We start from the raw sequence: 14,929 nt of genomic DNA on the forward strand, positions 1-14,929 counted from the left end.
CAATTGTTTTGCAAACTAAAAAAATAATAAAAACTAGAACTCTTCTTTTTCAAGCATCATCATTGCATATTTTTAAAGAGCTTCATGCAATAAATTCACTGTAAATTTTAAGAAAACTTGAAAAAATTATAAGCATTTTTAGTATAAATAATACTTCATCACACTTAATTAGAAAGCTGAGTTAATCACCAATTCTAAAAATTGAGAGAGATAAAAGTGAGAAAATCACTACCAATCTTGAAAATGAATGCTCGGCATCAAGGATTATAGCTTGCAGCTCAGTTTTATCTCCCCTTAAGATAGGTTAACTCTTAATTAAGATAGGCTTTCATCTTGGTGAGCGATTCCTCAACTAGAGACTCTTTAATGAGTTGATTTGCTTTATGAGCATCTAATTCCTTTTCGATAAGTTCACGTGCAGCAGAAACCGCCAAATCGATAGCAGAGGATGACACCATACGTATCGCATCAGCTTCTGCTTGAGCAATTTTTTGCTCTGCTAATTTATTACGATTCTTTACGTATTCTTCTGTTTTCATACGAGCCTGAGAGACAATAGACTCAACTTCACGTTTAGCTGCAGCAATAATCTCTTGTGCATCCTTTTCCGCTTCCGCGTGTTTGCGCTGATATTCAGCCAAAACTTCCTGAGCCTCTTCACGAAGACGAAGAGCTTCATCAAGCTCATCTTTTATACGCTTTGCTCGCGCATCAAGATGACGCAAGGCCATTTCTGGAACTTTGAAATAAACCAAAAGAGCTAGAAAAAGAACTAATCCAACAAAAGCCCAAAAAGTATCTGTCATCTTTACAATCCTCAGTAACCTGCAGCTTTAACAGCCGAATGAACAGACTCTTTACTGACATCAACATCAATCAATTTTTTCACAATTTCAAGGGCTACTTCCTCAGCAATGGAGCCAACATTTTGCATAGCTTTATTGCGAATCCTTTCTATCTGTTTTTCAGCATCCGTTAACTTTTTCTCTAAATCTGCTTCAATTTCCTTTCGTTCAAGCTCAACCTTTTGTTTTATCTCTTCACTAGCTGCTTGCGCTATAATATGCGCTTGCGAACGGGCTTGCGCTAATTTACGCTCATAAGTTTCAACAACAATATCTGCTTCTTGTTTCATACGCATCGCTTGGTCCAGATCAGAGGCGATTCGATCCCGACGTGTCTCAATCACACCACCAATACGCGGTACAATCACGCGAGAAATGAAAAGATAAAAAAGCCCAAAAGAAATTGCCAACCAAAAAAGATGTGAACCAAAATGCACAAAATCAAAAGGTGGAAACACACGATCAATACGCTCTGCTACATCTTTAATACGCTCTAAAGGTGTTTCAGTGTTCTGCGCATAAGCACTGGAAATAAACATTCTCTCTCATCCTTTAAATAGCCTGACTTAAGGCTCTTTATTTTAGAAAAAATGACTGCCGATTAACGTTCCTTCCTCATACAAAACCAAAAGAGCACGCCTACCTCTCACAAAGAAAGCAGGTATACCCTTTTGAAAATGATTAAACCGCAAAAAGAAGCAACAAAGCAACGAGCAATGAAAAAATTCCCAAGGCCTCTGTTACAGCAAAACCAAAAACTAGACGACCAAACTGACTATCTGCAGCTGATGGATTGCGTAATGCACCAGAAAGATAGCTACCAAAAATATTTCCAAGACCCAAAGCTGTGCCTGCCATACCAAAGCAAGCAAGACCAGCACCAATATATTTTGCTGCAAGCACTAATTCCATATTATTTATTCTCCTTTAAAGTGAAATTACACCATTTGACGGAAAACCGCCAGTTTTATTAATGCCCCGGATGAACTGCATCATTAAGATACATACAAGTTAAAACCGTAAAGACATAAGCCTGAAGAAACGCAACTAAAAACTCAAGAGCGGTAATCGCTACAGTCATGATAAGCGGTAAAACAGAACCGCCAACGCCCATGATTCCTATTCCAATCATTGAGACAATAAAACCAGAAAAAACTTTGAGGGTAATATGGCCAGCAAGCATATTTGCAAACAAACGAAGCGAAAGACTGATAGGACGAGAGAAAAAAGAAATAACTTCAATCATCGTAACCAAAGGTAAAATCACAACAGGGACACCACTTGGAACGAACAGTTTCAAAAAACCAACCCCATGCTTATAAAAACCATAACCAATCACCGTTAAAATCACCAACATCGCCAATGAAAATGTGATCATAATCTGAGAGGTAATTGTATAAAAATAAGGAAAAAGACCAATAAAATTGGCAACCAAAATAAAAGTAAACAAGGAAAAAACCAAAGGGAAGAACTGCATTCCCTGCACACCAGATGCTTCTCGCAAAGTTGATGCTACGAATTCATACGCCATCTCTGAGATAGATTGCATCCGTGTTGGCACCAATCCTCGACTTGACGAGGAAAGAAAGAGAAAGATTGAGGTTACAACGACAGTTGCAACTATAAAAAATGATACATTTGTAAAAGATAAATCCATATTTCCTATGGAAATATTAATCAGCCGTGAAACCTCAAATTGATGAACAGGATCTGGAGCGTGCGATGTCACTTCAACCTCATTTATCGGACCTTTTACCGGCCCCTTTATCTTGGCGCGATGCGCCTTTTTGACCTAATTGACTGAAGGCAATATAACCCACAGACCGAAGAATACTCAAAACACCAGCAGCAAATCCAAGAAAAAGAAAAAATACCAATCCCCATGGTAATGAACCTGCTATCTGGTCAAATCCCAAACCTAAAACAACGCCTACGATAATACTCGCCAAAAACTCACTGGAAAGCTTAACCGCACGCGCCATAGTTCCTTCTGGCTCGCCCCCCTCTTTTCTATGCTCCCGCTTCTTTAATGCTTGTTTACGCATTAAAGCTAAACCTAAATTCCGACTACGACATTTCAAATCCTCTGAATGAAAACAGTCTTCTCGCCTTTTCCCTTCAGCTTCCCTTTTGGGTAAAACGGGCTCGTAACCCTTTGCCATAAATGGCTCCTTAATTAAAAAGCACAAGTCAAAACGCATTTCATAAGACCATGCGTAACATATTGGTCTGCAATTTATTCGTCAAGCTAATAAAAGAAATCTATCACAATTTATCGTAATAAATAACGTATCTTTCAATTTTATAAACAGTAACCCTGAATACACCTTCAAATGCCCCCTCACCGCAAGTGATAATACCCTATTGCATTACCTTGAAACAAAACCATAAATGCCTTCATATTCGTTTGGGTAATTTCTGAAACAGGTATAAAGCTTAACTCGGGAAACATATGAAGTTTTAGAAGTGTAAACCAGTTCCCATCTGTATCATCTCCTTTGAATTCAGCTTTACGACTTTCAAAAGCACTTAAGAAAAATATCTTTTAAATCATGCAGATTACGCACTGCCTCACGCTTTTGTCTCTCACGTTTTTTAAACAGGGTCACGCCCCTCATGTAAAAGCGAATTCTATTGGGCTTCCAATTCACGCGCTTTTTTAAAAAACATTTCTCAATACTCGCAAGCCCATTTCGCAACGCCACCCGTAAATGGTATAATGATAAAGCCATTGTGCACCAACCTCTTTACGCCTATGAAGAAGCAAGCTGACACCATCATTCTCTTTACCCCCCTAATTTTGCAACATCCCTTTGCATTGAAATAGTCTATAAGAAGTATTTTTACTCTTTGTCTTTAACAGTTTTTTCCACACGCCCCCCCCTTAACAACACACAAGGAAATAGTTTTGTTTGATTCAATATAAACACGTTTAGAATGACAGAATCTTAAGACCTTCAGGACTCTCATGCAACATGGAAAAATAATAAATTATATTTATAAATCAACTCATTGTACAAAATATAGAAACACAGTGAGAAAATATTTTGCAAGATAAATCCGTTATTTTAGGTTTCATTCATAAATAAAACGCATCCCTCTTTCAATGCGGAAAATACCTATAGATCTTCCCTTTCATACAGAATATGCACAAAGGGTTGTTAAACAGGATTTTAAACTACTTTGTGCAACTGCAGTCAAATTTGGCGCTTCTCTTCCTACCACTTGAATATTGATAACTTCTGAAAACGTTTTTATTTGCATAAATCACTGCAAACAATGGCATTTTTGCTCACCAATAATCTCTATCATCTATAAAATAGAATGATAAAGATGCTGCAAAACACTTTGCACAATTTAGCATCATAATGCTATTCTTTCGTCTCCAATCTTGCATCTGCTCCTGCATTTAGAAGATTGTGTTCTTTCTTAAACGATTTTTACCCACAGGTTGATCTTTTCTCTACTGTGTAAGTCAATCATTTTTCTCATTTTGATAAAGGGAATTGAAATGAGAGAATATTATCCTTCTGGATTTTTTTATTTAATAAAAGTAGAGACATCAATTATTTTTATAAATCAATTTATTATAAGGTAATTTTTATTGAAAAGAAAATTATTGTTTATTTTGTTGATCAATTGATTTTTGATATCAAAAGTCAATAATCCATGAAAAAGCTTCTTTTAAAAAACTTGTTTCTCAATACAAATTTTATAAACTTTAAGAAAAGAGAGAGCAATTATTTCTTTTTTGAACGTGCTGCAAAAGGATTTTCAGATGCCCTTAATGATATGCGAATTGGTATCCCAGGCATATCAAACGTATTCCGCAATTCATTAGAAAGATAACGTAAATAGGACTGAGGCATTAGTTTTGGTCGCGAGCAAGAAAACACAAATTCAGGAGGACGCGTCTTAATCTGTGTGACATATTTCACCTTAAGTCGACGCCCCAAAACCGCAGGTGGGGGGTGATGCGCAACGATCGTTTCAAGCCATCGGTTCAATTTGCCCGTGGAAATACGACGATTCCACACACGGTGCATCATCATGACATTTTCCATCAATTTATCAATTCCTTGACCATATTGACCCGATAAAGGAACAGCTCTCAAACCACGAACTTGAGGAAGAAGGCGCGTGCATTTTTCATGCAAATCAAACAATGTTGCTTGGCTATTTTCAATAAGATCCCACTTATTGAAAACAATAAGTGGAACACGCCCTTCACGGATCACAAGATCAGTAATTTGTAAATCCTGCTTTTCAAAAGGTGCTGTTGCATCAAAAACAATTACTACCACTTCCGCAAAACGAATTGCACGCAAAGTATCTGCAACAGAAAGTTTTTCTAATTTTTCTTGAATTTTCGACTTTCGACGTAAACCTGCCGTATCAAAAAGTTTAATCTGACGCCCTCGCCATTGCCAATCCACAGAAATAGAATCACGGGTTAATCCTGCTTCCGGTCCTGTCAACAAACGATCTTGCCCTAACATCCTATTGATGAGAGTTGATTTTCCTGTATTTGGGCGACCAGCAACCGCAATCCGAAGGGGTTTGCTTTCATCATAAATATTCTCCTTTTCCTCTAAATGATCGATATCATCATCAAGAGAGGCTGACTGTACAGTAATATGCTTTTCTTCAAGCTTGCTTTCAAAAATTCTCTCTTCGCCAATAGCCTCCATAATTGCATCACGAAGATCCGAAAAACCCAAACCATGTTCAGCGGATATTGGACAGGGCTCTCCTAACCCTAATGACCATGCCTCATATTCTCCCCCTGTTGCCGCTTTTGACTCAGATTTATTGGCAACAAGCACAATTGGTTTCCCTGATTTGCGAACCAGTGATGCAAAATTTAAATCACTCGGCGTTATTCCACTTTTTGCATCAAACACAAATAAAATAAGATCCGCTTCATCAATCGCAGCTTTTGTGTGAAAACGCATACGACCTTCAAGTGTATGATCACTAGATTCTTCCAACCCAGCTGTATCAATGACATCAAAACGCAAATCTTGCAGTCTCGCAGCGTGAATACGCCGATCGCGTGTCACGCCAGGTTTATCATCAACCAAAGCCAATTTTTGCCCAACCAAACGGTTAAAAAGTGTTGACTTGCCAACATTGGGACGACCAACTATAGCAATGGTAAGACTCATCAATTGATTCCTTAATTTGTCTTGCCTTCAGCTTGCATAAGCTCAAGCATAATTCGTGCCCTCTCTGTTATTTTTGAACCTGGAGCATTCTCTTTAGAAATCTTACGAAAATAATCAACTGCCTCATCCACTTTATCAGCTTTATACGCAGCTAATCCCAAAGCCTCCCTTGCAGACATACGCATAGGATCAAGATCATTTGCCATGTCTTTGACGCGTTTTTTGACATCCTCCAAGCTTCCCGTATCAACCAAAATATAAGCCGCCCGGATTTTGGCAATTGCTCGCAAAATCGCTGGTGCTTTTTTATCGATCGCGACAGAATCAAAGACCTCTACTGATTTAACAGCATTCCCTTGTTCCATGAACAAAGAAGCCTCACGTAAACGAGCAAGAAAAGGGTACCCCCCAAAGTTAGAGGCTTTAACAGCTTCCAATTGCTTCATCGCCTCATCAAAATGACGTGTATCTGCCAAATCAAGGACTTCTATAAATGCATCACCAATATGACCGGCTTTCTTCATCTGCAAATGATGATAAATTTGATAAATCACAATCATCAATACAAAAACAATGGTTGCCACAACAACCCACAAACCATAACGCTTCCAAAAAGCAAGAGCCTTTTCCTGACGAAACTCTGCATTAACTTCAGCAATAAAACTATCATACGACATATATCATAACCTTGAAAAAAATCACTTTCTGCACTTTTACGCATAAATGAATAAAGATGGTAGCCCTAATTAACTCAAAATCTTAAAATTGCCAGTCCATTCATTTCAAATCCCAGCCTATCTGTTTCAAATCACTGTATCTCTGATCAGATTGGATTTTCTCGAATGCATCACTCAAAAACACTGTTTATACTTTTTGGTTCACATTATAGCTTTTAAAAACTTTGATTTTGTCAAAATAGATAAAGTTATCACTGCCTTATCTTTGACTATTTTGCTTGCTTACAATCTCAATCGTGTCATCCTTACCACCTTAGCTATTTACTAGTTAGGATCCTGCTTCGTTGTATGTATAAAAAACCTTTTAAAATCTTAAAAGTAACGGTTATGTTGCAGGTTTTCAAAAAACTCGATTGTACAATGGCAATAGAAAGGCAATTCATTATAAAATATCTCGCAAAAGCCATACCCCAATTTTCATAATTGTGAAAACACTTTAAAACAAATAAACAGACATTGTTACCCTGCCTAAAAGAAATGCTTCCAATGCATAGGGAATCTTAATGTAAACTCGAAGCAAAACTCTTTGCCAAAAATCCCTCACTTCAACTTACCCTTTATAAGAAGATTAAAGACCTTTGTGAGGAATAATGATCGATTCTAAAAATATTCTATTGTAATGGCCAAATCCACATGAGCATTGGAACTGCAACGATTATTATTAATACCGCCAAGGGAGCACCAAAGCGTGGATAATCACTAAAACGATACCCCCCAGGTGCCATCACAAGCATATTACTTTGATGTCCAATAGGGGTGAGAAACTCACAGCCTGCACCAATGGCAACAGCCATCAGAAAAGCTTCAGGCTTATAATGAAGAGAATGTGCAAAACTTGACGCGATTGGAGCTACCATCATCACTGTCGCTGCATTATTCAAAAATGGTGTTACCAACATAGCTGTAATCAACATAAGCGCTAATGCACCAGATGGAGGAAAAAATACCGCTAATTGGCTCAGCCACTGACCCATAAGAGCGGTACATCCGGTCTTCTCTAAGGCTTCACTTACTGGAATAAGAGCTGCTAATAAGATTAATATTTGACCATCGAGTGCCTGATAAAAATCACGCGCTGGCAAAACGCGAAAGATAACCATTGCAGCCGCAGCAGAAAAAAAAGAAAAGGCGACTGGAACAATCTGAAAAGCAGTAAAAATGATCGCGATAAAGAGAATAGCTAAAGAAACAAAACCATGTCGTAAATTACCAAACACAATATTACGCTTTGCTAAAGGCAAACATTTCAGCTCCCGTAACAAGTTTGGGATAACCGTATCTTGTCCCTGCAAAACAATCACATCTCCAAGATGAAAATCAATATCACTGATCCTCCCCCGCACCCTTTCATGCTGACGACTTAACGCAAGCAAATTCACATTATAGCGATCAAAGAGTGAAAAACCTTTTGCACTGATGCCAATAAGAGGTGAATTATGTGTGATGACTGCCTCAACAATATCAATGTCGCTGTCTTTATCACCCTTAGAAATAGTTCGACCACTAGAAAACTCTAAACGAGCAGCACTCATCACACTATCTAGCCCTGTATGTGAGCCTTCCAGCAAAACAATATCATTTTCAGACAAAACAAAATCTGGCAATGGTGAAATAGACACTTTGTTTCTGATGATTTGAATCACCATGACATCACCACCGGATGGCTTCACCAAATCAACAATGGTTTTTCCCACAATTGGTGAATTTGTTGTTATATGTACTTCTGAAACATAGTTACGAATATCAATCGCATCATCAAACGACATACCTGAACGGACACGCACAGGCAAACGCCAAGAAAAAAAGACCAAATATAAAACACCAGCAGTAGCAACAGCTGCACCAACCGGTGTAAAATCAAACATGGTAAAAGAAGCCCCTGATAAACGTTCTCGCATAGCTGAAATAACGACGTTAGGAGAAGTTCCTATCTGCGTCATAAGACCTCCTAACAAAGAACCAAATGCCATTGGCATCAAAAAGACAGACGGTGAAACCTGAGAACGACGAGCAAATTGAAAAGCAATCGGAAGCATGATAGCCAAAGCACCAATATTCTTAACAAACATTGATAAAAGCACAACAGAAATAACCAAAAAGGCTAATTGAAGACGCACAGACTTTACCTCTGGCCAGATCCGTTGGATAATAAATTCCATGATACCAGAACGCGATACAGCCGTACTGACAACAAACACACTCCCTACAATGATCACAATATCATTACTAAAACCGCTAAATGCTTCCTTCGGGCTTACAAGACCAACGGCACAAGCAATCAATAATGTACAAATAGCGACAAGATCATAACGGAACCGATCCCAAATAAAAACAACCATCATCAGACCAATGATGGAAAAAGCCATTATTTGATGTTCTGTCATGATACCCATCTTTCCCCATTAAATTGTAATGAATAGCAACATATCTTCTATGTTTTAACTGTTCCTCTCAACAGCAGCAAGACAAAAGCAAAAATAGGAACGTCTTAGAGTGATTTAAAGTGATCAATAAGGGTCATCCTATACTTTCTTGTCTGCTATGAGTGCTTTTTTATAAAATGCTAAAACCAAAGAAAATTGGTGACAATTGATACAGTTGTATTATAAAAAAGTCGAGAATGACTCTGAAAAAAGAGAATAAAAATAGATAACTGTTGAAATTGGTGCATGCTATATTTTAACATTTGTCGTTATTTAAAGAAGTTTATTTTCATTCTTTGAAGAATAATAACAGCGAAAGAAGAAATAATGGTCAATCTTAATGGTGGGTACCAAAGCAATCTAAAACGTTGGCTTACACTGATTATTGGATTTTTTGCTATTCTGGCAATCATAGTTGTCGGAGGGTTTTATATGGCAAAACCCTATCTTGACAGTTTTGTGAGAAAAGAAATAGCGCGTCGTTTCATAAAAGCAGAAACATCCGAAGTGAGTATCATAGGCAAAGTCAACTTGACGAATGTCACCTTACCAGTTCCTGCTGGAATATCACTGAAAATTGGTGCCATTTCAGCCCGTCCTCCTCTGGCTTTTATCCCTGGGACTTTCACACTTTATAATGTTGACTTAAAATATAATAATATTCGTGCAAAAATCCCCCAAATTTCCCTCAATAGTGTCTTCTTAAAGGGAAAGAATAGCGCAATCAAATCGCACCTTTTGCAAGCAATTATGCGTCTTGAACTTGCCTCTATTTTTGCTCCAGATATCCTACTTTCTGTAGAAGATGCGATTAAGCGTGTTGAAAAATTTGAGATAAAGGGCTTTCAGCTTTCTAATCTTAAAAATGGTCGTATTGGTTCTCTTAGCATCAAAAATATCGATCTTGTAACGATAGCTCCAAATGGTACAAAACAGATGTATCTGAACGCTAAAAGTAATACAATAAAAGCGCATGATATTGACATCAATTACGCATATTCTATCATTCTCGGAAAAAGCAACGCTCTCAGTCAAGGAGAAACGGTTACTGGTTCTATTTCTCTAGAAAACATAATGGTCGATGTTTTTGCAGAAAAAGAGAAGAACACATCTTTCTCTCTTGGAAAATTCAAAACATCCGGCCTAAAAATGAAGCCGCTCCAGCAAACACCTGAAAAATTAGTTAAAGCTTATCTTAACGCAAAGAAAGCAAATAACCAAGAAGCTGAAAAAATAGCACGAAATGCTCTTATTCTAAACATTCTGCTTGCTACGACCTCAGCCGATGCCAAAATTGATAACCTCGCCATTGATACACCACAGTTAAAAGCAACCCTTGCATCATTCCAATTCAAACCAAGCCAATGGGAGCAGTCTATACCGAAAAAACTTCTGCTTTCTCTCGATAATCTCTCGATTGTACCTAAAAAAATAGACGAAAAAGATTTGGAACTCCTCAAAAATATGGACCTTGAACGCCTTGATCTTTCAGGACAACTGGATATCTCCTATGATGAAAAAAAGCGTACTCTCCTTCTTCATCCAATGTCTTTCAACATAAGAAATATTGGCTCTGGAGAAATATCTGCTAAAGCTATTGATGTTGATACAAAATTCTTCTCTGGACAAAAAGAGGCAATGATTGCTGTTTCTCAAGATTTTGGTATAGCTGAAATAGACATACGCTATAAGGATGCTGGCTTTATTGATAAGCTCTTTTCTTATCTCGCACAAAGTCTTAATGACAGCAAACATGATCTCAAGAAGGAACTTTATAATGATTTCTATCTTATGATGACACAAAGCCCTCGAATATTGCTGAAAAATCATGAAAAAGCTGACAATATCGCAAAATCCTTTGGTGACTTTGCCCAAAATCCACGAACATTGATTATTAAAATCAAAGCGAAAGACAGCAAAGGTCTTACAATAGCTGATCTCCAATCCGCTCTACAAAATGATTTGTCCACGGCTTTGAGCAAAGTAAACCTCACTGTCAAGAATGAATCATCACCTTAAAAAATATGTTGAGCTTTCAACATAATGATCTTGTCTATAAGATATAAGAGCTTTATTCCTCTTTTTTCTTTTGTATGGTACAAGAGGGCACCGTACAGGGTAATTTATACAGAAAATCTATATTGGTAAAATTGTCGATAGTTGGAGTTGTTCATGTCTGATTTCTCTTCAAATCGCCTGCCTAATCGCGCTTCTCGTGTTACAGACCAAGCGCTTTCAGCTATTGAGCGTTTTCTCCATATTGAGGCCCTCAGCGGTATTGTGCTTTTATTAGCTGCTGCTGCTGCACTCATATTTGCCAATTCTGAATATTCTTCTCTCTATGAATCCTTCTGGCATACACCTCTTGGCTTCAACTTTGGTCATTTCACCCTTTCATGGGATTTACATTTCTGGGTTAATGATGCTCTTATGACTGTCTTCTTTCTCGTTGCTGGAATGGAAATCCGCCGTGAAATTCATGAGGGCGCTCTTGCCGATTTTAAACAAGCAATTTTACCAATTGTTGCCGCAATAGGTGGGGTTTGTCTTCCTGCCATTATTTATTTCAGCTTCAACTTTAACAGTGGACAGACATATGGTTGGGCTGTGCCAACAGCAACAGATATTGCCTTTGCACTTGGCATTCTTACTCTTCTTGGAAAAAAAATTCCTGCTAACCTTCATATCATTCTCTTATCCTTAGCAATTATTGATGATATTATTGCTGTTCTTATTATTGCTTTCTTCTATTCAACGAGTATTGATCCGAGCGGTCTCTTTATTGCAGCAATAGGCATTGCTTTAGTATTATTTTTTCAATGGATTGGTCTCGCATCGGCATGGCTTTACATTCTACCTGGTGCAATCATCTGGTGGGGTTTAATGGTAACAGGCGTTCATCCATCACTAGCAGGTGTAATTTTAGGTATGATGACTCCAGTTTTTCCTACGCGTACGCTTGTAGCTCCGCTTACAATCCTGAGCAATGCCATGCAAATTCTCCAAGAAAAAAATACAAAAACAGATCTGCATCATATCTCAACGGCATTGAAAAAAATGCGCAAAGGGCAACGCGCTATGATTGCACCAGTAACACGTATTCAAAAAGCATTGCACCCATGGGTAGCATATGGTGTAATGCCAATTTTTGCTTTTGCAAATGCTGGCGTTAGTTTTGCAAATTTTGATCTTTCTTCTCATAAATCACTCTTGGTTGTTCTCGGTGTTGTAATTGGTCTCTTCGTTGGTAAACCTCTTGGTATCATCACTGCTAGTTATTTAGCAGTAAAATCAGGGTTATGCCGCTTGCCTCCTCAGATGACATGGACTGGGCTCTTGCTGATTGGTTTTTTAGCAGGAATTGGTTTTACAATGTCGATCTTTGTTTCAATGCTTGCTTTTAAGGATATTGTCTTGCTTGATTCTGCAAAAATTGGTGTTCTTTGTGGCTCTGGTTTATCTGCTCTTGTCGGACTTGGATATGGACTTGTTTATATCAAACGCAATAAAAAAGCATCTTAGAATTCTCAAGAAAACAAATAGCTATCGATTTTGTTATACCTATATTTGACAAAACAGTTTGACTGAGTTTTTATATTATGGCTGTTTCATGATTACAAAACTAAGTAAGGTAAAAGATTTTAATATCACCGGTGTGTAATTGAAAAAGACGTGTCTCTCTTTTAAAAACTCTCCAGTTCTGTCATGAAGTGTTATGATGGGGGGCTTATTATTATCATGCGCAATGCGTTTTTTCATTTAATTCTTTTAGATCCTGACATGTTAATGGAAATACATTGCGCGTGTAAGATAAGTGAAAAAACACCAAATAAATTGTCTAGTATAATATTTATTCAAAGGCTCTAGTGAGCAATTTCAAGTGTTTCGACTTTATTCTAGCTATAATGAATAATTATGCAAACTACGATTTTTATAAAGCAGTAAATTGTCATTCAATTTGATTAAGACTATGAACCTTTTTATCGCGGTTGATATAAACGAGGCCATATTCAAGCCTAATAAGGAAAGATAAATCAAATCAGCAAATTAGTGTGCAATGAAAAAAGGAATTTTGTACATTTTAAAAATTTAAAGTTCCTTCAACTTACAATTGCTGTACATTTTCCTTTACTCTAGATTTTTATCTATTCTTATGCAAAAAATAACATTAAATCCACTGTACCCGTAGAAAGTTTTCAAGACTCATTTGAAAAAATAAAAAGTGTTCATAGGATATCTCTATTAGCCCTGTTTTGCATAATGGCTAGAATAATCCAATAAAATCAAATCTATAGACCTCATAACCTTGATGAGCACGCACAAAATCTCCTACGTAAAATATATGTGTGAACCATTGGTATATTTCTCATCTTTCACTAAACGCTTATGGAGGAAATTTTCCGTTCCCCTCCAGGTATAAATGATCACCTTATTTGAAAAGCTTTTATGCTTAACCCTTATCAAGTCCATAAACAGCATGTAATGTTCTGACCGCAAGTTCAGTATAAGCACTGTCAATCAAAATAGAAATCTTAATCTCTGAAGTCGTAATTGCTTGAATATTAATGCCCTTTTCAGCCAAAGCTCTGAAAGCCGTAGCAGCAACACCTGCATGGCTACGCATTCCAATACCAATAACAGATATCTTGGCAAGACCGCTTTCAGATTGAAGAACATCAAACCCAATCTCTTTACGATTTTTCTCAAGAAGTGCAACAGCCTTCTCTACATCTGCTGATGGTACCGTAAAAGTCATATCGGTCTTTGAACCATCTTCAGAAATATTTTGTACAATCATATCGACATTAATGCGCTCTTCAGCCAAGGGTCCAAAAATTGCTGCAGAGATCCCTGGGCGATCTGCAAGTCTACGGAGCGAAATTTGCGCTTCATCCTTAGCAAAAGCAATACCAGTAACATTCTGTTGTTCCACGATTTCATCCTCATCGCAAATAAGTGTTCCAGAAGAATTCATTGGATCCTCCATTAATGCATGAGGGTCCTCAAAACTTGAGCGCACGAAGGTACGGACGTTATGAACCATAGCTAACTCAACAGAGCGAACCTGTAAAACTTTTGCTCCAAGAGAAGCCATTTCCAGCATCTCTTCAAAAGCCACTTTTGGTAAACGACGTGCCTTAGGCTCTACGCGTGGATCCGTTGTATAAACACCGTCCACATCTGTATAAATATCACAACGATCAGCCTTTACAGCTGCTGCTATTGCGACAGCCGTTGTATCTGACCCACCACGCCCCAAAGTAGAAATCCGATTATCTGGCGCTAACCCTTGAAAACCAGCAATAACTGCTACCTGACCTTCTTGAAAACGTTGTATTAAAAAAGATCCATCAATATCTGTAATACGCGCACTCCCATGCGCACTATCCGTGTGAATAGGAATTTGCCAACCAAGCCATGAACGAGCATTTACACCTATTTCCTGAAGTGTAAGGGCCAGCAAACCAGCCGTTACCTGTTCACCAGAAGCAACGACCACATCATATTCGTAAGCATTTTTATGTCTTGGTGAAGCATCACGTGTCCACTGAACAAGCTCATTCGTTTTACCAGCCATTGCCGATACCACTACGGCAACCTCATTGCCCGCATCTACCTCTCTTTTAACATGCTGTGCAACATTATAAATACGTTCAATGTCTGCTACAGATGTTCCGCCAAATTTCATGACAATCCGCGCCATCAATAATACTCTTACCTTTACGTTTCTTATCTCAAACGACAGTAAGAATAAG

Annotated in this window: 11 protein-coding genes and 1 pseudogene; 2 read left to right on the forward strand and 10 right to left on the reverse strand. The window is 37.9% G+C overall.

The window, feature by feature from the left end; translation table 11 throughout:
- Positions 1–311: 311 nt before the first annotated feature.
- The 9 genes and pseudogenes from BN200_RS01250 to BN200_RS01290 form a co-directional block, all read right to left on the reverse strand.
- Positions 312–806, reverse strand: a complete 495-nt coding sequence (locus BN200_RS01250) for a F0F1 ATP synthase subunit B (RefSeq protein ID WP_019220591.1) — start codon at positions 804–806, stop codon at positions 312–314.
- Between the two features lie 11 nt (positions 807–817).
- Positions 818–1,384 (reverse strand): F0F1 ATP synthase subunit B, encoded by a 567-nt coding sequence (locus BN200_RS01255; protein WP_019220592.1) that lies wholly within the window; start codon positions 1,382–1,384, stop codon positions 818–820.
- 142 nt (positions 1,385–1,526) lie between these two features.
- Positions 1,527–1,757, reverse strand: a complete 231-nt coding sequence (locus tag BN200_RS01260; protein WP_004855165.1) for a F0F1 ATP synthase subunit C — start codon at positions 1,755–1,757, stop codon at positions 1,527–1,529.
- Between the two features lie 58 nt (positions 1,758–1,815).
- Complete coding sequence (locus BN200_RS01265) at positions 1,816–2,574, reverse strand: F0F1 ATP synthase subunit A (RefSeq protein WP_019220593.1); 759 nt, start codon at positions 2,572–2,574, stop codon at positions 1,816–1,818.
- Between the two features lie 7 nt (positions 2,575–2,581).
- Positions 2,582–3,007: an AtpZ/AtpI family protein gene (locus tag BN200_RS01270; protein WP_019220594.1), complete on the reverse strand. Its 426-nt coding sequence runs from the start codon at positions 3,005–3,007 to the stop codon at positions 2,582–2,584.
- A gap of 233 nt (positions 3,008–3,240) precedes the next feature.
- Positions 3,241–3,636 (reverse strand): annotated as a pseudogene (locus BN200_RS09525) (integrase); the annotation flags it as partial.
- Between the two features lie 949 nt (positions 3,637–4,585).
- Entirely contained in the window at positions 4,586–6,013 is a 1,428-nt protein-coding gene (der, locus tag BN200_RS01280) for a ribosome biogenesis GTPase Der (protein WP_019220596.1), read from the reverse strand.
- Positions 6,014–6,024: 11 nt separating this feature from the next.
- Entirely contained in the window at positions 6,025–6,690 is a 666-nt protein-coding gene (locus BN200_RS01285; protein WP_019220597.1) for a DUF2659 family protein, read from the reverse strand.
- A gap of 671 nt (positions 6,691–7,361) precedes the next feature.
- A complete protein-coding gene (locus BN200_RS01290; RefSeq protein ID WP_034988828.1) occupies positions 7,362–9,134 on the reverse strand; it encodes an SLC13 family permease in 1,773 nt (590 codons plus the stop codon).
- 366 nt (positions 9,135–9,500) lie between these two features.
- Here BN200_RS01290 and BN200_RS01295 point away from each other — a divergent pair, with 366 nt between their 5' ends.
- Together BN200_RS01295 and nhaA are read left to right on the forward strand one after the other, a co-directional pair.
- Entirely contained in the window at positions 9,501–11,192 is a 1,692-nt protein-coding gene (locus BN200_RS01295; RefSeq protein ID WP_019220599.1) for a hypothetical protein, read from the forward strand.
- 153 nt (positions 11,193–11,345) lie between these two features.
- Positions 11,346–12,695 carry a Na+/H+ antiporter NhaA gene (nhaA, locus tag BN200_RS01300; RefSeq protein ID WP_019220600.1) on the forward strand — a complete coding sequence of 450 codons (1,350 nt, stop codon included), beginning with the start codon at positions 11,346–11,348 and terminating at the stop codon, positions 12,693–12,695.
- A gap of 928 nt (positions 12,696–13,623) precedes the next feature.
- Here the strand turns inward: nhaA and BN200_RS01305 are convergent.
- Positions 13,624–14,877 carry an aspartate kinase gene (locus tag BN200_RS01305; RefSeq protein ID WP_019220601.1) on the reverse strand — a complete coding sequence of 418 codons (1,254 nt, stop codon included), beginning with the start codon at positions 14,875–14,877 and terminating at the stop codon, positions 13,624–13,626.
- Positions 14,878–14,929: the final 52 nt, after the last annotated feature.

It is taken from the genome of Bartonella senegalensis OS02, from assembly GCF_000312545.1.
Lineage (GTDB): Bacteria > Pseudomonadota > Alphaproteobacteria > Rhizobiales > Rhizobiaceae > Bartonella > Bartonella senegalensis.

Coding starts and splice junctions, on each gene's coding strand:
- BN200_RS01250 (WP_019220591.1), bottom strand. CDS start 806: ATGACAGATACTTTTTGGGCTTTTGTTGGATTAGTTCTTTTTCTAGCT.
- BN200_RS01255 (WP_019220592.1), bottom strand. CDS start 1,384: ATGTTTATTTCCAGTGCTTATGCGCAGAACACTGAAACACCTTTAGAG.
- BN200_RS01260 (WP_004855165.1), bottom strand. CDS start 1,757: ATGGAATTAGTGCTTGCAGCAAAATATATTGGTGCTGGTCTTGCTTGC.
- BN200_RS01270 (WP_019220594.1), bottom strand. CDS start 3,007: ATGGCAAAGGGTTACGAGCCCGTTTTACCCAAAAGGGAAGCTGAAGGG.
- der (WP_019220596.1), bottom strand. CDS start 6,013: ATGAGTCTTACCATTGCTATAGTTGGTCGTCCCAATGTTGGCAAGTCA.
- BN200_RS01285 (WP_019220597.1), bottom strand. CDS start 6,690: ATGTCGTATGATAGTTTTATTGCTGAAGTTAATGCAGAGTTTCGTCAG.
- BN200_RS01290 (WP_034988828.1), bottom strand. CDS start 9,134: ATGACAGAACATCAAATAATGGCTTTTTCCATCATTGGTCTGATGATG.
- BN200_RS01295 (WP_019220599.1), top strand. CDS start 9,501: ATGGTCAATCTTAATGGTGGGTACCAAAGCAATCTAAAACGTTGGCTT.
- nhaA (WP_019220600.1), top strand. CDS start 11,346: ATGTCTGATTTCTCTTCAAATCGCCTGCCTAATCGCGCTTCTCGTGTT.
- BN200_RS01305 (WP_019220601.1), bottom strand. CDS start 14,877: ATGGCGCGGATTGTCATGAAATTTGGCGGAACATCTGTAGCAGACATT.